The 18,268-nt window shown below is 60.6% G+C and carries 16 protein-coding genes, 1 tRNA gene and 1 pseudogene; 11 read left to right on the top strand and 7 right to left on the bottom strand.

What is annotated here, in order from left to right:
- Positions 1 to 2 precede the first annotated feature (2 nt).
- The 7 genes and pseudogenes from AB3Y40_RS12000 (at position 3) to AB3Y40_RS11970 (ending at position 7,317) form a co-directional block, all read left to right on the top strand.
- Complete coding sequence (locus AB3Y40_RS12000) at positions 3 to 1,304, top strand: ABC transporter permease (protein ID WP_459553993.1); 1,302 nt, start codon at positions 3 to 5, stop codon at positions 1,302 to 1,304.
- A gap of 395 nt (positions 1,305 to 1,699) precedes the next feature.
- The gene (locus tag AB3Y40_RS11995) at positions 1,700 to 2,062 is read left to right on the top strand and encodes a hypothetical protein (RefSeq protein WP_369439021.1); all 363 of its coding nucleotides are present in this window, start codon (positions 1,700 to 1,702) and stop codon (positions 2,060 to 2,062) included.
- Positions 2,063 to 2,179: 117 nt separating this feature from the next.
- Positions 2,180 to 2,359: pseudogene (locus tag AB3Y40_RS11990) on the top strand (IS5/IS1182 family transposase); the annotation flags it as partial.
- Positions 2,360 to 2,590: 231 nt separating this feature from the next.
- Positions 2,591 to 2,664 (top strand) — tRNA-Gly (locus AB3Y40_RS11985).
- A gap of 100 nt (positions 2,665 to 2,764) precedes the next feature.
- On the top strand, positions 2,765 to 4,558 hold the full coding sequence (locus tag AB3Y40_RS11980) for an ABC transporter transmembrane domain-containing protein (protein WP_369439020.1): 1,794 nt from the start codon (positions 2,765 to 2,767) through the stop codon (positions 4,556 to 4,558).
- Positions 4,559 to 4,578: 20 nt separating this feature from the next.
- Positions 4,579 to 5,295 (top strand): alpha/beta fold hydrolase, encoded by a 717-nt coding sequence (locus AB3Y40_RS11975; protein ID WP_369439019.1) that lies wholly within the window; start codon positions 4,579 to 4,581, stop codon positions 5,293 to 5,295.
- A 123-nt stretch (positions 5,296 to 5,418) separates the two neighbouring features.
- The gene (locus tag AB3Y40_RS11970) at positions 5,419 to 7,317 is read left to right on the top strand and encodes an acyl-CoA synthetase (RefSeq protein ID WP_369439018.1); all 1,899 of its coding nucleotides are present in this window, start codon (positions 5,419 to 5,421) and stop codon (positions 7,315 to 7,317) included.
- 76 nt (positions 7,318 to 7,393) lie between these two features.
- Here the strand turns inward: AB3Y40_RS11970 and AB3Y40_RS11965 are convergent, their stop codons facing one another.
- Positions 7,394 to 7,888: a ClbS/DfsB family four-helix bundle protein gene (locus tag AB3Y40_RS11965; protein WP_369439017.1), complete on the bottom strand. Its 495-nt coding sequence runs from the start codon at positions 7,886 to 7,888 to the stop codon at positions 7,394 to 7,396.
- A gap of 344 nt (positions 7,889 to 8,232) precedes the next feature.
- Between AB3Y40_RS11965 and AB3Y40_RS11960 the strand changes: the two genes are divergently transcribed.
- Genes AB3Y40_RS11960 through AB3Y40_RS11945 form a run of 4 tightly spaced genes read left to right on the top strand, consistent with a single transcriptional unit; the run spans position 8,233 to position 12,013 of the window.
- The gene (locus tag AB3Y40_RS11960) at positions 8,233 to 9,552 is read left to right on the top strand and encodes a reverse transcriptase family protein (protein ID WP_369439016.1); all 1,320 of its coding nucleotides are present in this window, start codon (positions 8,233 to 8,235) and stop codon (positions 9,550 to 9,552) included.
- Between the two features lie 18 nt (positions 9,553 to 9,570).
- A complete protein-coding gene (locus tag AB3Y40_RS11955) occupies positions 9,571 to 9,975 on the top strand; it encodes a thiol-disulfide oxidoreductase DCC family protein (protein ID WP_369439015.1) in 405 nt (134 codons plus the stop codon).
- The gene (locus AB3Y40_RS11950) at positions 9,972 to 11,573 is read left to right on the top strand and encodes a DUF4166 domain-containing protein (protein WP_369439014.1); all 1,602 of its coding nucleotides are present in this window, start codon (positions 9,972 to 9,974) and stop codon (positions 11,571 to 11,573) included. Before AB3Y40_RS11955 ends, AB3Y40_RS11950 begins: the two co-directional genes overlap by 4 nt.
- The gene (locus tag AB3Y40_RS11945) at positions 11,570 to 12,013 is read left to right on the top strand and encodes a hypothetical protein (RefSeq protein ID WP_369439013.1); all 444 of its coding nucleotides are present in this window, start codon (positions 11,570 to 11,572) and stop codon (positions 12,011 to 12,013) included. The genes AB3Y40_RS11950 and AB3Y40_RS11945 overlap by 4 nt, the downstream gene beginning before the upstream one ends.
- Positions 12,014 to 12,023: 10 nt before the next feature.
- On the opposite strand, the gene mnhG is transcribed toward AB3Y40_RS11945, so the two are convergent.
- Genes mnhG through AB3Y40_RS11915 form a run of 6 tightly spaced genes read right to left on the bottom strand, consistent with a single transcriptional unit; the run spans position 12,024 to position 17,963 of the window.
- Complete coding sequence (gene mnhG / locus AB3Y40_RS11940) at positions 12,024 to 12,398, bottom strand: monovalent cation/H(+) antiporter subunit G (protein WP_369439012.1); 375 nt, start codon at positions 12,396 to 12,398, stop codon at positions 12,024 to 12,026.
- Positions 12,395 to 12,679: a K+/H+ antiporter subunit F gene (locus tag AB3Y40_RS11935; RefSeq protein ID WP_369439011.1), complete on the bottom strand. Its 285-nt coding sequence runs from the start codon at positions 12,677 to 12,679 to the stop codon at positions 12,395 to 12,397. The genes mnhG and AB3Y40_RS11935 overlap by 4 nt, the downstream gene beginning before the upstream one ends.
- Positions 12,676 to 13,176 carry a Na+/H+ antiporter subunit E gene (locus AB3Y40_RS11930; protein ID WP_369439010.1) on the bottom strand — a complete coding sequence of 167 codons (501 nt, stop codon included), beginning with the start codon at positions 13,174 to 13,176 and terminating at the stop codon, positions 12,676 to 12,678. Before AB3Y40_RS11930 ends, AB3Y40_RS11935 begins: the two co-directional genes overlap by 4 nt.
- Position 13,177: 1 nt before the next feature.
- Positions 13,178 to 14,728: a monovalent cation/H+ antiporter subunit D gene (locus AB3Y40_RS11925; protein WP_369439009.1), complete on the bottom strand. Its 1,551-nt coding sequence runs from the start codon at positions 14,726 to 14,728 to the stop codon at positions 13,178 to 13,180.
- Positions 14,725 to 15,081 carry a Na+/H+ antiporter subunit C gene (locus AB3Y40_RS11920; protein WP_369439008.1) on the bottom strand — a complete coding sequence of 119 codons (357 nt, stop codon included), beginning with the start codon at positions 15,079 to 15,081 and terminating at the stop codon, positions 14,725 to 14,727. Before AB3Y40_RS11920 ends, AB3Y40_RS11925 begins: the two co-directional genes overlap by 4 nt.
- Positions 15,082 to 15,083: 2 nt before the next feature.
- A complete protein-coding gene (locus tag AB3Y40_RS11915; protein WP_369439007.1) occupies positions 15,084 to 17,963 on the bottom strand; it encodes a monovalent cation/H+ antiporter subunit A in 2,880 nt (959 codons plus the stop codon).
- Between the last annotated feature and the right edge of the window lie 305 nt (positions 17,964 to 18,268).

Below are 18,268 nucleotides of genomic sequence, written 5' to 3'. Positions count from 1 at the left end.
GTATTCTCGTACTTGCCCTCTATTTGGGCGCCTTTTTCGGCTCATTTGTGATTGCGAAACGCCTGTTCAAAAGCGCCTTCGAGAAGAAGGGCTTCAACAAGCTGAAGACCGTGACGTTCGGCGATGAGAGCGCGATCACAGCGAACCGTGTCGCGTCTGTTGTCTCGGTGATCACCGTGTTTTGGCTTTGGGTGGCCTTCACCAACTCGGCCATTCCGCTCCCTAAGTTTCCCGGTCCGTTTTCAGGTGACATGACGTTCACCTACACGGCGCAGCTGGAAGACGGCACCACGGATGACGCGACGGTCACAATGCGGGTCTACCGCGAAGACATTCAGCAAACCTTGGATGCAGAGGGCAATCCCGGCCGCGAACCTCCAGCTGTCGAAATTGAGCCCGGTGAAGGATTTGCCAAGAACGATAGCCTCACGGTTGCGCGCTATGGCTTCAAGGTTATCAACGTCTGGCAAAACGATGAGGTGTCCAAGAGCGATGGCTCCACCATTGTTGCGATCAACGGGCAGCCCGTTGAGCCGGGGCAAAAGTTCTCTGTGCCCGAAGGCGAGGTTGGTCTGACAGACAAGGGCACCCCCACATTTGCGCCGGCAACAGGATTGCGGATGGCACGTCTTTATCTGCCCGCACCTGAGGTTGTGTTCAATCGCTTCATCCGGCTGAACGTCGAGGGCTATCAGGGCTATACCCTGTGGGAGCACACACGCTACTCTTTGCAGCGGGTGTTGCTGGGCTTCTTCATCGGTGCGCTGATCGGTGTGCCAATCGGTTACGCCATGGGCCTGACCGGATGGGCGCGCGGCTGGTTCGATCCCATCGTTGAGTTCATGCGCCCAATCCCACCTCTTGCGTTGATCCCGTTGATCATCATCTGGTTTGGCATCGGCGAGCTTGGAAAGGTGGTTCTGCTCTTCTTGGCTGCCCTATGGATCATGATTATCGCGGCCCGGTCAGGTGTGTCGGGTGTGGCGATTTCCAAGGTTCACGCTGCCTACTCGCTGGGCGCGTCTAAGTGGCAAATCCTGAGCAAGGTGATTGTTCCAAACTCGTTACCAGACATCTTTACAGGGGCGCGGGTTGCAATGGGTGTCTGTTGGGGAACCGTTGTTGCGGCGGAGCTTGTTGCCGCGAACGTCGGGCTTGGCAAGATGATCGTGACCGCATCGAAATTCCAGCTCACAGATATCATTATCGTCGGTATCATCGTGATCGGCATCATCGGTTTTGCGATCGAAGTAGGCATGCGCAAACTGGAAAGCTGGCTCATCCCATGGAAAGGCAAAGTCTAGTCGCGTGAAATTCCCAATCATGAAATCAAGGCCCTTTCGAGGGCCTTTTTTTCTGGTCAAACTGCGATCCAATTTTCCTCAGGCTGTCTTGTTCGCGCTAAGGCGCGTTTCGCAAAAACAGCCAATTTTTGCCTGTCTTCCCCCAGGTCCAACCTTGCGTGCGCGTTCCGTCACCACCATTTGCATGGAAATGGTGACGTGCTGCTCAAACGTAAGGCGGAGTGTGGATTGGTATCGTAGTGGCAGTACTCGTCGCCAAGGATTACTTCTTTGGGTGAACCAAAACAGGGTTTGTGCGACGGTTATTCGCACGTTGCACGTCCTTGGGTGCTTACGTGGTTTTCCTCAATGGTCCTTGTCTCCAGCGTAGATTTACTCGCGATTAGAGGTGCAGAATGAGCTTATCGGTCCTTTATTGCTTGATAATTTTTGGGGTTATCGGCTTTCAGGTTGCGCTGATTTTCGGCGCACCTTGGGGCAGGCTGACGCAGGGCGGACAGACGCAAGGTCCACTACCAACATCCGGTCGATTGATCGCGGCAGCCTCTATTCTCCTGTTGCTTGGCATGGCGTTTGCGGTTCTTTCCGCAGACGGCAGTTGGCCGCGCTGGCCTTCTTGGACGATGTGGGGTGCTCTTGGCGTGAATGGATTGAGTATGATGCTCAATTGGATCACGCCATCGAAAGATGAACGCAAGCTGTGGGCACCGATCACCACAGTCATGTTCCTGCTGGCTCTTGCCGTCTTTTGGCTTTGATTGCTTGTCGACCACATGGGTCGTGCTTGATTTAGAAATCAAAGCCTCTTGACGACCGCAGACGTTTGCGCAGGGCGCTGCATCTTACACTTTTCGGTTCGATGCGGACGTTGGCGCAAACTGAAGAAAGTTGAGATGTATCTTGTGCATTTGAAACGGATCCTGAACCTGTCCGGGTTGCAATAACGAATATCCAACGGGGCCAAGGACAAGTACCTGCTAGCCGCCATCGCTCAGAACCTCAGAAAACGCGCCAAGCTCAGGCCCAAGGTTGTCCAAACGGAGGGCATGGCATGATCTTTTCGATCATATCGACCAATTGGGCGATGCCGGGAACAGAATTCAGAGCAAGGAGGACGCGCAGTCGCTTCCAGAACGATTTCGCAGTCATTTGCCTCGAGTTCCTCAACAGAATACGCCGATCTTCTCATCCAGTGCAGCTGAGGCTTCTGTTGTGCCATCTGACAGGCAGATCTAGTCTTCACTTCTTGACCATTTTTATTGCTTGGCCTAAGCACCAGATCGAGCGCGGGCGTTGTGTAATGGTAAGACCTCAGCCTTCCAAGCTGATGATACGGGTTCGATTCCCGTCGCCCGCTCCAAGCTTTTCCAGAAACGCTGATGCAAGAACGCAGGCCCGCACCCTTGTTCCTTGGGATGACCGGATTTATGTGACCCGGTAACACCGAAAAGGGACCCAACATGGCCGACACCCCAAAAGCACAAGAGGCAGAGCGCGCCGGGTCCAAGGATATCGGGGCGCTGCAAGCGCTTTGGCCGTTTGTGGCACCCTACAAGCTGATGCTGGCGCTGGCCGGGTTTGCGCTGATCCTCACCGCCTTGGTCAGCCTTGTGCTGCCGCTGGCGGTGCGTCGGGTCATCGACAACTTCAACTCCGATCAGCTGGACCTGTTGCAAAGCTATTTTGCCGCAGCCATCGGCATTGCGGCGCTTTTGGCCGCTGGCACGGCCATGCGCTATTACCTTGTGACGCGGCTGGGCGAACGGGTTGTGGCCGACATCCGGGTGGCAGTCTTTGACCGGATGATCGGGATGAGCCCCGCGTTCTACGAGAAAATCATGACCGGCGAGGTGCTGAGCCGGATCACCACCGACACCACGTTGATCCTGTCGGTCATCGGCTCGTCCGTCTCTGTGGCGCTGCGCAACTGTCTGATCCTGGTGGGCGGGATCGGGCTGATGCTGTTCACCAGCGTGAAAATGTCGCTGCTGGTACTCTGGCCGATCCCGGTGATCCTGTTGCCGATCATCGTGCTGGGCCGCCGGGTGCGGCAGTTGTCCAAGGAAAATCAGGACTGGATCGCGGCATCCTCTGGCGATGCATCAGAACAATTGTTGTCAGCGCAAACCGTGCAGGCCTTCACCCACGAAGGGCTGAGCCGCCAAAAATTCGCTGATGTGACCGAACACTCCTTTATCGCTGCGCGCCGCCGGATCGCGACCCGCGCGGTGTTGACCGCAATTGTCATCTTCATCGCCTTCTCCGGCGTGGTCGGGTTCTTGTGGATGGGGGCCAATGACGTACGCTCTGGTGCGATCACCGTGGGCGAATTGGTGCAATTCCTGATCTACACGGTGATGGTCGCAGGCGCTGTGGCTGCGCTGACCGAAATCTGGGGCGAGTTGCAGCGCGCCGCGGGCGCCACCGAACGTCTGGTCGAGCTGTTGAACGCAAAGGACAGCGTCCAAGACCCCGTCAAGGCAGATCACCTGCCGGCCAAGGTTGCGGGCGAGATTTCGTTCGAGAACGTCAAGTTTTCCTACCCCGCACGACCATCGATTGCGGCCCTTGATGGGGTCTCACTGTCGGTGAAACCGGGTGAGACGGTCGCCCTTGTCGGCCCGTCAGGTGCGGGCAAGACCACGATCATCCAGCTTCTGCTGCGGTTCTATGATCCGCAGTCCGGGGTCATCCGCCTTGACGGGCAGGACCTGACAAAGCTTGACCGCGCCGCGTTCCGCCACCACATCGCCTTGGTGCCGCAGGACCCGGTCATCTTTGCGGACACCGCGCGTGAAAATATCCGCTTTGGTCGCCCCGATGCCTCCGACGCAGAGGTCGAGGCGGCGGCCCGTGCAGCCGCCGCGCATGACTTTCTGACCGCACTGCCGGATGGCTATGACAGCGATGTGGGCGAACGCGGCATGATGCTGTCAGGCGGGCAAAAGCAACGCATCGCCATTGCACGTGCGATCCTGCGTGACGCGCCAGTGTTGTTGCTGGATGAAGCGACCAGCGCGCTGGACGCAGAATCCGAAGCCGCCGTGCAACAGGCGGTCGAGGCTTTGGCAGAGGACCGCACCACCCTGATCGTCGCCCACCGCCTTGCGACGGTGAAAAAGGCCGACCGCATCATCGTCTTTGAGGCGGGCAAGATCGTTGCCACCGGCACCCATGACGAACTGGTCGCCCAAGGCGGGCTTTATGCACGGCTGGCGCGATTGCAGTTCACTGCCGGACTGGCGGCAGAGTGATCCTTGGCCCATAGTAGGCTATGACCACCTTCTTTGTGCATGGGGTGCCTGACACCCACCGACTTTGGGACCCGCTGATCGCGGAACTTGGAACGGGCGACTGGCGTGTCTTGTCGCTGCCGGGGTTTGGCACTGCGCCGCCGCCGGGCTTTGACAGCCATATGGACAGCTATGCTGAATGGCTGATTGATCAGGTCACGCAAGTGGGCGGGCCTGTGCACATCGTGGGGCACGACTGGGGCGGTCTGCTGACCTTGCGCGTGGCCCATCTGCGGCCAGACCTTTTTGCATCATGGAGCGTGCTGAACGCATCACTTTATCCGGGGCTGAAATGGCACCGGCTGGCGCGGCTGTGGCAGACCCCTTGGAAGGGTGAACTTGCCATGATGCTGATGCGGGGCAGGCGGGCGGAAAAGCTGTTGGGGCGTGCGGGCATGCCGCCTGCGCTGCTGCGGACAGAGCTGCCGCTGATCAACAGCCACATGAAGCGCAGCATCCTGCGGCTCTACCGGTCGGCCACGGACATCGGCGCGGACTGGGGCGACGATCTGGGAGGGCTACCCGCGCAGGGCATGGTGATCGCCGCAGAAAGTGACCCTTTTGTACCGGTGCGGGTTTGCGAGCGGCTGGCGGAAAGTGCCGATGTCCCGCTGAAGGTGCTGCCCGGGGGTCATTGGGCGGTCTACAGCCATCCGGCCCCAATTTCCGCTGCGTTACAGGCGCATTGGGCCTTATGACGTTTGGTCGTTTGAAACGCATCGCCCTTGCGCGATAGACCCTTTTTTCCCATCGTGGGCACCAAGGGAGAGACGGATCACCTTGCGTGATCCGAAAAAAGAAGAGTTTATGGGAGGAACCGCATGACCTATGCCAATATGGCTGACCGGAATGCAATCGAGGCTGAAACCGCGTGGGACGCGCGTGATCTGCCCACAACCACATTTGAATTGCTCAGCCGGACCGCAGATGCACACGGGTCGCGCAAGGCGTTGTCGTTTCAGCTGCAGTCGGGGCCAACGGACCCTTGCGAGACGCTGACCTGGAACGAGCTGCGCGATCAGGCGACGCAGGTCGCCAATATGTTCCGCCAGCTTGGCATCGGCGAAAACGACGTTGTGGCCTATATGATGCCCAACGCCAATGAAAGTGTGCTGACCTATCTGGGTGGCCAGATTGCAGGCATCGTCAACCCGATCAACCCGCTGCTGGAACCCGAACAGATCGGCGCCATTCTGCGCGAAACCAATGCCAAGGTGCTGGTCACCCTGCGTAGCTTTCCCAAGACCGATCTTGCGCAAAAGGCAGGCGAGGCGGTCAAACTCGCGCCGAATGTGGAAACCGTGCTTGAGGTGGACCTGCACCGCTATCTGACCGGCATCAAGAAGCTGATCGTCCCGCTGATCCGGCCCAAGAATCCGGTCACGCATTCCGCCAAGGTGCTGAATTTCCGCACCGAGATGGAAAAGCAGCCCAAGACGCTGGCTTTTGCCGACAGCGGCGTGGACCGGGTGGCGGCCTATTTCCACACCGGCGGAACCACGGGCATGCCCAAGGTGGCACAGCACCGCTATTCCGGCATCGTCTATAACGCCTGGCTGGGCGCGCGGCTTTTGTTCACCGAAGAGGACGTGCAAATCTGCCCGCTGCCGATGTTCCATGTCTTTGCGGCCATCGTGTCGCTGGGCGCATCGCTCGGCTCTGGTGCGCAGATCGTCTTTCCGACACCGCAGGGCTACCGCGGGGATGGCGTCTTTGACAATTTCTGGAAGCTGATCGAGCGTCACAAGGTGACGTTCATGATCACCGTGCCCACGGCCATGTCGGCCCTGATGCAGCGCAAGGTCGATGCCGATATCTCGTCCCTCAAGCTGGCGTTCTGTGGCTCTGCCCCGCTGCCGCTGGAACTTTACCGCCGCTTTGAAGAGGCCGCAGGCGTGAACATCTGCGAAGGCTACGGCCTGACAGAGGCGACATGTCTGGTGTCGATCAACCCGCCTGACGGTGAAAAGAAGGTCGGCTCGATCGGTATACCGTTCCCCTATACGCAGGTGCGGATTGTGGATGTGGCCACGCAAGTTGATGTCGAACCAAATGCAATTGGCGAGATTTGCGTCAGCTCTCCGGGGGTCTATGACGGGCAGACCTATACTGAGGCTGCCAAGAACAAGGACCTGTTCTATCCCGGTGAGGACAGCCCGCTGCAAGCCAATCGCCAGTTCCTGCGCACCGGCGATCTGGGGCGCATCGACGAAGACGGCTATCTTTGGATCACCGGGCGCGCCAAGGATCTGATCATCCGGGGTGGTCACAACATCGACCCCGCCGAGATCGAAGAGGCGCTGGCCGGACACCCTGCCGTCGCCTTTGCCGGGGCCATTGGTCAGCCCGATGCCCACGCGGGTGAAATCCCATGCGCTTTTGTTGAATTGGTCGACGGCGCGGATATTTCCGTGGACGAACTGATGACATACGCCAAAGACAAGATCCACGAACGCGCAGCACACCCCAAGCATCTGGAAATTCTGGATGAATTGCCCAAGACCGCTGTCGGCAAGGTGTTCAAACCCGACCTGCGCAAATCCGCAATCACGCGGGTCTTCAATGAAGCCTTGGACAAGGCTGGCGTCGCAGCCCATGTGACAAGCGTGACAGAGGACAAAAAGCGCGGTCTTGTTGCCCATATCGCCGGTGACGCAGGCGAAGAGGACGTCAAGAAGGTCTTGTCGAACTACGCCAACGCCTGGGACATGGCCGACTAAGGCGCATACGTGATCAGCCGCACCCCTGCGGCGCGGCTGATTGACAGTATAAAGCGGCGGCGGGGCCGCATCGGGATCAATCTGCCGTCTTCAGCGTCATGCGGATGTATTTTCCTGCGGATCGGTAATGGCTGGGGCCGGCCGCCTCGGCCCAACGGCCCGGTGTCCATGCATTACGCGCACCTTTCATCGGTCCGCCAAAAAGGGCGGCATTGTCCTGCGTTTGCAGGAACGACATCAACCGGTCGTGGTTCTTTTGCAGCAGCGACCGGGCCGCCGCCCAGTCAAGATCGGCCTGCCGCGCCCGCAGGTCAGCATTGTATCGCTTCAGGTCATTCCATTTGTATCCCGGGGCCGGGAAATGGACGGTCTTGCCCGCCTGACCGTCGGCATACCAGCCAAGAAACAAGTTGATCCAATGGGCACGATGGGCGACCACATCCTTGATCGAAGTGTCGTCGTCGCGCTTCATCTCAGCGGTGGCGGCGTCGATCCCGCCGATCAGGGCGCTGAGTTTCGCAAACTCCTTTTCGGTGATTTTCATCAGTCCTGACTTGTCTGTCGCAGGCATGTGATTGGGTCCTCAAATCGCTGGTGCCTCTGACCTTAGACATTCTTGCCGGACGGACATTGCGCTGGATCAAGCCTGTTGCGGATACCTCGCGGCCTGCGACGCTTGACCCCAGATCACGGGCGGGCCCAAAGGCGGCCTTGTCTCATCACCCTCCCCGGGGCATTCTGACAGGCGCAACGGCGGTTTCTGGATGCAGGGTGCACGCCATCCTGTGGGGCGGGGTATCCCCGTCTGACGAACTGACTTGTGACTACACGGCCTCACCGTCGTTGGGTTGCACCCAAGGCCGGTGCGGCAGGACACGATTGGCAGGAACCGTGCGTTGCACCACCTGATGACAGATGAACCATAAGGCGTTAGCAGGCATTTTGGCTGTCTCTCTGACCCGTGGTGCGTGGGATCGGGCGACAGTGCGGGACCGGCTGCAACAGCGGCTTCCCGTCGCGATACGCAACCTCGCCACGCCCATCGCGGATGACCTGATCGCGGCAATGCCGGGCCCCTATGCCCCGCAGCCCCGGCATGTTGCTGCCGCACTTGTGGCGACGCCGGGCTTTCGCAAGGTGGCGACCCATTGCGCGAAACACGATGTCTGGCCCGCGCCCGATCTGTCGCCGCCGCACATGGCCCCAATCCCGGCCTTTACCGCCTGCGCGCTGCCTGCGCTGACCACACCGCAGGCGCTGGCCGATTGGCTGCTGGTTGATCCCGCGCAGCTTGATTATCTGGCCGACCCCGAAGGACGCCACGAACGTCACGGCGATATGGCCGTGAACCACTACCACGCGCGTGTCGTCCCCAAACGGCGGGGCGGCGCGCGGCTGATCGAGGCACCAAAGGCCCGGCTCAAGGCGCTGCAACGCATGCTTTTGGACGGGCTTCTCAGCAGGGTTCCTGTCCATGATGCCAGTTTTGGCTTTGTCGCCGGGCGGTCCTGTCGGGATGCGGCACAGCGCCATGCAGGCGAAGACATGGTGATCTCTTTTGACTTGGCGGATTACTTTGCGCGGCTCGGCTGGGGCCGCGTCTTTGGGCTCTATCGTCGTCTGGGATATCCCGCGCCAGTTGCCCGCCTGCTGTCGGGCCTTTGCACCACATGCACCCCGCCGCGTGTGCGCGACCGGATGCCGCTTGCGGCGCGCGATGACCTGCGCGTCGCCCATCTGCCGCAGGGCGCGCCAACCTCACCGATGCTGGCCAACGTGCTGACCTTCGGGTTGGACATCCGGTTGGCAGGGCTCGCCCGGACGCTGGGTGCACGTTACACGCGGTATGCCGATGATCTGACCTTCTCAGGTGCCACCACGATCCTCGCCCCAGTTCTGAATGCGGTGCCGGACATCGTGCGCGATGCGGGCTTTGCGCTGAACCCTGCCAAGACCCGCGCCATGCCAGCCCAGACCCGGCAAAGCGTGACTGGAATCGTCGTCAATCAACATTGCAACGTCGCACGCCGTGACTTTGACCAGCTCAAGGCGGTGATCCACGCCTGCGGCAACCCTGCTGATCCCCGGCTACGCGATCCCGCCTTTTGTGCAACGCTTGCGGGGCAGATCGGCTGGGTGCGATCGGTCAATCCGCAACGCGGGGCGAAACTCGACCGGCTCTTGAACCTTGCGCTGGAACGCCGCATTGAAGCGTCGGCCACAGTGAATATCTAGGGCTTGAAGGGAAACGACATGCACCCCCAAGCTCCCGTTGCCGTGATGGACAGCACCTGCGCGCTTTGCAGTTTCGGCGCGCGGATGATCCATCGTCTGGACCGTAGCCAAAGCATCCGTATCTGCCCGATCCAGACCGAGATGGGCCGGCAGCTACTGGCTGCCAACGGACTTGACCCAATTGACCCCGACAGTTGGCTTTTCATCGAGAACGGGACCGTCTGGCGCGACTTTGATGCGCTGATCCGCGTGGGCGAGCGTTCAGGCGGCTGGGGGCGCGCCTTGTCGCTGCTGCGGTTGATCCCGGCCCGGCCGCGCGGCTGGCTCTATGCCCGGATCGCGCGCAATCGCTATGCACTGTTCGGGCGCGGCGACATGTGCGCGATCCCTGATCCGGCCCTGCGCGCAAGGTTGATCGGATGAAGGTGGTGGTGATCGGCGGCGCCGGGGTCTTTGGCGCACGACTGGCAGAACTATTGCTGCGCGACGGTCACGTGGTGGTCGTCGCAGGACGGCGCGCAGCCCCTTTGCAGGCCTTGACCGCGCGGATCGGCGGCACCCACCTGTGCCTTGATCGCACCGGCGATCTGTCGCCCCTCTGGGCGCTGAAACCAGATGTGGTGGTCGATGCCGCTGGCCCGTTTCACGCCTATGGCAAGGACCCCTACGCGCTGGCCCGTGCGGCCATTGGCAAGGGTGTGAACTACCTCGACCTAGCTGATGATGCCGATTTCTGCGCAGGCATTTCAGCACTGAATGACGCGGCCGCCGCGGCGGGCGTCTTTGCGCTTTCGGGTGTCTCATCGGTGCCTGCGCTGTCTTCGGCTATCGTGGCTGATCTGGCAGCCGATACGCCGATTGACGCGATCCACACCGCCATTCTACCCGGCAACCGCGCGCCACGTGGACGCGCGGTGGTCGAAAGCATTCTGCATCAGGCAGGCACACCCATGCAGCACCAGATTGATGGCGCGCAGGTGACGCTCCGGTCGTGGACTCAGCGCCGCATGTTTCATCTGGGGCAGGGGGTGCGGCGCGCAGGCTATGCGATCCGTGTCCCGGATCAGACGCTGTTCCCGGCGTTCTTTGGCGCCCGCACCGTGACGTTCCATGCCGGTCTGGAACTCGGGCTGATGAACCGGGGGCTGGCGGTGCTGTCGTGGATGCGCCATCACCTGACCTTTCCGATGCCTGTGGCCGCGATCTATCACGCGGCCAAGCTGCTGGGGCCCTTTGGCACTGATGTTGGCGGCATGGCGGTGCGCGTGGTGACGGATGACGGCACCCGCCACGACTGGCGGCTGCTGGTGCGCAAGGGCGAGGGGCCATTTGTCCCCGGCATCGCCGCACGCGCCGTGCTGCGCGCACCTGACAGCATCCGTTCCGGCGCGCGGCCCGCCTTGGCAGAGGTATCGCGTGATGCGATCACCGACGCGCTGTCCGATCTGGCCGCAGTGACAGAAGTTGCCTCATCACCGCCCGCACCGCTGTTCCAACGCGTGCTGGGCGAAGCATTCGCAACACTTCCGCAAGTGGTGCAAGACAGCCACCAGACCCATGCGCCACGCCGCCTGATCGGACAGGCGCGCGTGGATCGCGGCAAAGGGCTCTGGCCCCGGCTGATCGCCGCCGTGGTGGGGTTTCCGCCCGCCAGCGACGCGATCCCTGTGACAGTGACCAAATCACCCGTTGCTGGCAAAGAGGTCTGGCAGCGCGACTTCGGTGGGCGCGTCTTTCGCTCTGTTATGGCGGCGCGGCAAGGGCACATGACCGAAAAGTTCGGGCCGCTGACCTTCGATCTCGCCTTGCGGGTTGCTGCCGACGGGCTGCATTTCCCCGTGTCGGCAGGGCGCTTTCTTGGTATGCCGATGCCCAGTTGGGTGCTGCCGAAAAGCGTGGCGGTCGAGACCGCGCAGGACGGCCAGTTCCGGTTTGACGTGGCACTTTATGCGCCGCTGACGGGGCAGTTGATTGTGCGGTATCGGGGGCATCTGGCCAGGGCCGCAACGGAAAGGGTATGATGCGTATGTTTGCCTGGTTTGCACTGGCGTGCACCTTGGGGGCCTGTACGGACCGCAGGCCGCCTCCCACCACGGAACCTTACGTAATCCGCCGCGATGGCGGTGGTCAGTTGATCAGCGCCGAAGCGGACCGCGCCATGCTGCTGGCCTGGGGTGGGCGTGTCGAAATCCGCAACTACTGCCACTCCGCCTGCGTGATCTTCATCTCTTTACCCAATGCCTGTCTGGGGCCTTACACGCAGATCGGGTTCCACGGCTCGAACGTGAATGTCGGTCCCATCGGCAACCAGCAGATGGCGCGCTACATGCGCGGCGGGATCAAGCGTAAGTATCTGCAGGAATGGCAGTTCATTCCGCCGACAGAAATCCACCGGATTTCCGCGCAGGAATTCATCCGCCTCGATCCGCGCGCCAAGCTGTGTGAACCGCCCCGGAACTGACTGCGTGGGCTTAGGCGTTGTCCTGCGGCGCGTCGGGCGAGGTAAGCGTCGACCACGTAGCATCCCGGGGTGGGGCAGGTGGCGTGTCGCAGGTCCGCTTGTGAATGTTCACTTTGGCAATGAAATTTGCCGAAATCGGTGCGGTCACAAATAGGAACGCCATGATCAGCAGCTCGTGAAACGACCCGTCCCTCATGATAAAGGCGTGCAACATTGCGGCCAGCAACAGCATGCCAATCCCCATCGTGCCAACCTTGGTTGGCGCGTGCAGGCGGGTCATTGGGTCGTTGAACTTCAGCAGGCCAATCACGCCCACCAGCACAAAGCCGGAACCCACAAACAGGAACAGTGCCGCGACAATCAGACCAATCGTTTCAAGTATCATTCGATGATGTCCCCCCGCAGAATAAACCGCGCCAGCGCCACGGTCGACACAAAGCCCAGCATGGCGATCAGCATCGCGACCTCAAAGTAGATCTCGACCCCCTGATGGATGCCCAGCAGGATCACCAGCCCCAGCGCGTTGATCACCATGGTGTCCAGCGCCAGAATGCGGTCACCGACCGTTGGCCCAAGCACCAGCCGCACCATCGACAAGATTTGCCCAAGGGCCAGTACGCAAAAGGCCACGATCAGGGCGAGGTCAAACAATCCTGCGGCGCTCATACAAAGATCTCCTTCAGGCGGCTTTCATAGCGGGTCTTGATGTCATCGCGCACCGCATCGGGGTCATCGGTGTGCAGCACATGCACCAGCAGGCTGTGGCCTTCGTCCGACAAATCAGCCGAGACGGTGCCAGGCGTCAGGGTAATGGTGCCAGCTAGCACGGTGATCGCCTCGGGTTGAACCAGATCAAGCGGGATCGCGATCCACGCAGGCTTTAGCTTGTCGTTCGGCACGGTCAGCACGATCCATGCGACCTGCACGTTGGCGACAATGATGTCCCAGATCACCACCAGCGCATAGCTGAACATCCGGCCCAGCCGGAACCCGGTGGGTCTGTCAGGCCACCAGTTTGCCGTAGCGCGCGGGATGATCACACCCAGGATCAGGCCAAAAACCACCATCCCGGCGGACACCTGATTCTGCAAAAGCACCCAGACCACCGCCAGAAGCAGCGTCAGAAATGGATGCGGCAACAGCCAGTTGAGCGCGCGGGTCATGTCAGTGATCCTCTTTCGGGGTGCTCAGCTTGCCGGGGGTGTCCAGCACGGTTGAAACATAGGGCTCTGGTGCGAACAATTGCGCGGCAATGGTCGTGGTATAGCCGTGGACCTGACCGGCAAAGACGGTATGTCCGACCAACATGGTCACCATGCCACCCACGGCCACATAGGACAGGATCGCGGGGGCTGCGGGTGGGGCAAGCTCCGGGTCGGTCTCGGGCGGGTCGATGCTGTGAGCCTTCCAGAACAGGATGCTGCCCGCGCGGGCAAAGCCCAGAATGCTGATCAGGCTGGACCCCAGCACAATCGCCCAGATCCAGGGCATCAGGTCGTCGTTAAAGGCGGCATCCAGCACCAGAAGTTTTCCCAAAAACCCCGACAGCGGCGGCAAGCCTGCCATCGCGATCGCGCCCAAAAAGAACATCCCCGCCGTCAGCGCCGTGCCTGCCATCGCATGTTGCGGCGTCAGCACCAGACTGCCCCGGCCTGCGCGCACCAGATCTACGATCAGGAACAGCGTGGCCCCGGCCAGCGTCGAATGCACGATATAGTAAAGCGCCGCCGCGATCCCGGTTGGGGTAAACAGCGCCGTTGCCACCATCACCATGCCCATCGACCCAATCACCGAAAAGGCCACCAGCCGGTCCAGCCGCTTGGCCGCCAGCACCCCGATCATGCCAATCGCAAGCGAGATCAGCGCCGCAGGCAGCAGCCAAACGTCGTGCAACCCTGCGGTTGCGTCCACATCGGGTGGAAAGACCAACGTATAGACCCGGATGATCGCATAGGCTCCGACCTTGGTCATGATCGCAAACAGGGCTGCGACCGGGGCAGGGGCCTCTGCATAGCTGGCAGGCAACCAAAAGTGCAGCGGCACAACGGCGGCCTTGATTGCAAAGACCAGCAGCAGCAACACTGCCGCCACGCGAATGCCTACCGTTGCCTCTGGCCCGATAAGGTCAACGCGATTGGCCAGATCAGCCATGTTCAGCGTGCCGGTCTCGGCATAGATCGAGCCAAGCGCGAACAGAAACAACGTAGAGCCGATCAGGTTGAACAGCACGTATTGCACGCCCGCGCGCAGCCGCGCATTGCCACCTGCGTGGATCATCAAGCCATAGCTTGCGATCAGCAGAACCTCGAAGAACACAAAAAGGTTGAAAAGGTCACCGGTCAGGAACGCGCCCATGATACCCATCAGCTGGAACTGGAACAGTGCATGGAAATGCCGCCCGCGTTGGTCCCAATCGGACCCGATGGCAAAAAGCAACACGAAGAACGCCAGCACCGCCGTCAGCAACACCATCATCGTCGACAGACGGTCGCCTACGACCACAATACCAAAGGGCGCGGCCCAATCGCCCAGTTGGTACAGCAGCACCGTGCCGTCAGCGGTCTGCCAGGCAAGGCTCGCTGCAATGGCGATCAGTGCGGTCACACCGGCCACGGAAAACGCCCGCTGAATGCCAATGTGATAGCGCGCGGCCAGCACAATGAATGGCGCCAGCAAAGCGGGCAGGATGACGGGGGTGATGATCCAATGGGTCATACCGCATCCTCCGCATCTGTCTTGGGCGCGTCAGGCTGATCATCCACGTGATCATCGTCAGACCCCAGAAAGGCACCGAGCGCGATCATCACAACCACCGCCGTCATCCCGAATGAGATCACGATGGCCGTCAGCACCAGCGCCTGCGGCAACGGGTCGGCATAGGCGGTCACGTCATCGCGCAGCACAGGGGCCGCACCAATGGTCAGGCGGCCAGAAGCGAACAGGAATACGTTGACCGCATAGGTCAGCAGCGACATTCCCAAGATCACCGGGAAAGTCCTCAGGCGAAGCACCAGGTAAAGACCACCTGCGGTCATCACACCAATGGCAGAGGCAACAAGCAGTTCCATTGCTACACCTCCTGTCCGGCGTCAGAGCCGCCGACAGGGGCCGCCGTTTGTCTGGAGGGATTAATATCCATCGGGTAATCAGGGTCCTGCACATTGGCGCGCCGCGCCAGTCGAGAGAAGCTTTCCAGCGACAACATCACCGCACCCACCACAGCAAGGAAGACGCCGACGTCGAACAATGCAGCCGTTGCAAGCTCGAACTTTTCAAAGGGCGGGATGCGCACATAGGTAAAGTCAGAGGTCAGGAAGGGCTTGGCGACAAACCATGACCCGATCCCGGTAAAGCCTGCGATCAATACGCCGGCACCGATGATCCCGTGATAGGGATAGCGTTGTCGGGCAGAGGCCCAGGCAAAGCCGCTGGCCATATATTGCATCACCACTGCGATCGACACGATCAGACCGGCGATGAACCCGCCGCCCGGTTCATTGTGGCCGCGCAGGAAGATATAGAAGCCCACCATCAGCACCACAGGCATGATCACGCGGGTCAGGACGACCATCATCATCGGATGCATATCGCCCGCGCGCTCTTGGTCAGGCTCTCGGTTTAGCAACCGCCGCCGCACGGGGCCATCCAGCAGTGTCTCGGTCAGCGCATAGATCAGCAGCGCCGCGATCCCCAGCACGATGATCTCGCCGTAGGTGTCAAAGCCCCGGAAATCGACAAGGATCACGTTGACCACATTGGTGCCGCCGCCGCCTTTGTAGGAATTCGCCAGATGGAATTCTGAAATCGGGGCGGTTACCGCGTCGCGCAGCAGATAGTGATAGGCCAGCGCAAAGGTCGCAAGCCCGCCCGCAACGGCCACGCCCGCGTCGCGGACCCGCCGCAGGACAGAGCTTTCGACAGGCGTTGCTTTGGGCAGAAAGTTCAGCGCCAGCAGAAGCAGGATGATGGTGACCACCTCTACGGTGAATTGGGTCATTGCCAGATCAGGCGCGCTCAGGAAGACAAACCCGATCGAGACCATCAGCCCCACGATGCCGATAAAGATCAGCGACAGCAGGCGGTTGCGGTGCAGGAATACCAGCCCCACGGTGGCCGCGACCAGCATCAGCCACCCGGCAATCGGCACGGGGCCTGCGGCCTGTGGCGTGCGGGTCGGCGCGCTGATTGTGCCGGTGCTCCAGGCGTGGAACCCGGCTGCCAGAATCGTCACCGCACCAATCGCCGCATAGCGCGAAAAGGCGCCATTGTGCAGCGGCAGGATCAGGCGCTGGGCCAGCGATACCGCAGTGGCCACGATGGCCTCAAAAATGGTCTTGGCTTCAGGGCGGGGGGCGGCATCCCATGCGCGCAACAACGGCTTGTAAATCGCCATCAGCAGCAGGCCTCCAACGACCGCTGCGATCGACATGAAAAGGGCGGGCACCAGCCCGTGCCATATCTTGATGTACTTCACTTCAAGCGTATCAACGCCGCCGATCACGGCCTTGGCGACAAAAATCACGAAGTCCTGCGCAAGGAACGGTGCCACACCGATCACGACAACCAGCACCACCAGAATTGCAGGCGGCAGCCACAAGCCGGGGCCGGGGTCATGCGGTGTTGCGGGGTAGTCGTCGCGCACCGGCCCAAGGAACACATGCCCGATCAAACGGAAGCAATAGGCAGCCGAAAAGAGCGACCCGACTGTCGCCAGCGCCGGCACCAGCCACCAGACGCCAAAGAGCGTCGTGTGCGTGGTCTCTTCCAGCATCATTTCCTTGGACAAAAAGCCGTTCAGGAACGGGATGCCCGCCATCGACAAGGCCGCCAGCGTCACAATCACAAAGGTCACCGGCATCAGGTGCCGCAGCCCGCCAAGGCGGCGAATGTCGCGTGTATGCGCCTCGTGATCGACAATGCCTGCGGACATGAAAAGCGCGGCCTTGAACGTCGCGTGGTTGAGGATGTGGAACACCGCAGCAAAAGCCCCAAAGGTCGTGCCGGTGCCAAGCAGCATGGTGATCAGCCCCAGATGACTGACGGTCGAAAAGGCCAACAACGCCTTGAGGTCATGCTTGAAGATCGCAATCAGCGCACCCAGCACCATGGTTATCAGACCCGCTGAGGTCACGATCACAAACCATTCCGGCGTGCCCGACAGCACCGGCCACATCCGCGCCATCAGGAAGATGCCCGCTTTGACCATCGTGGCAGAGTGCAAATAGGCGCTGACCGGGGTGGGGGCCGCCATCGCGTGCGGCAACCAGAAATGGAACGGGAACTGCGCGGATTTGGTAAAGCACCCCAGCAAGATCAGGATCAGCGCAGGCAGATACAGCGGATCGGCCTGAATAAGCTCGCGGTTTTGCAGGATGACGCTCAGATCATAGCTGCCAACGATCTGGCCGAGGATCAGCATCCCGCCAATCATCGCCAACCCGCCCATGCCGGTGACGGTCAGCGCCATGCGCGCGCCCTGACGGCCCTCGGGCAGGTGCTTCCAATAGCCGATCAGCAGGAACGATGATAGCGAGGTAAGCTCCCAGAAGACCAGCAAAAGCAGGATGTTATCGGACAGAACGATCCCCACCATCGCGCCCTGAAACAGCAGCAGATAGGTGAAGAATTCGCCCATATTGTCGTCGCGGCTGAGGTAATGGCGTGCATAAGCAATGATCAGCAGGCCAATGCCCAGGATCAGCAACGCAAAGAAAAAGCCCAAGCCGTCCAGCATCAGCGTAAAGTTCAGCCCCAGCACTGGCATCCAGTCGATCCGGGCCGTCAGCACCTCGCCGGTCAGAACCGTAGGCAGGTTTGATAGCAGGCCGACAAAGGCCAGCAGGCTAACGGTAAAGGTGACACCGGCACAGGCCGCACGGCCAGCCGACATCATCAACCCCGGCAGCAATGCACCAACAAAGGGGATGGCAAGAATCAGGAAAAGAGACACGCGAACTCCTCGGTCATGCGGGACAGGCAGTGAATTTCATGCAAGCAGGTGCCAATTTCCTCTCCTTGCGTCAATCGGTTTCGCTCTGCATTGCCCCAAAACAGTTTCGTCCACAGATGTGCCAAAATGTCCACTTTTCCAGCCCGTTGGTCGTAAAACGATACTTTTTCGATACCCGGAACGCCAGCCCCCGCGTTTTGATCTGCCGAAAAGTACGCGCGGCCGGACATCGAACCTGCCCAAACGGACTGAATACGAGGCTTCGAGGTCGGGGCGGATGGTGCTGTGAGAGAGGATTGAACTCT

The organism is Yoonia sp. R2331 (genome assembly GCF_041103235.1).
Lineage (GTDB): Bacteria > Pseudomonadota > Alphaproteobacteria > Rhodobacterales > Rhodobacteraceae > CANMYO01.
Note: the sequence above shows the minus strand (reverse complement) of the source record. Positions and strands in the feature narration are given on the sequence as shown.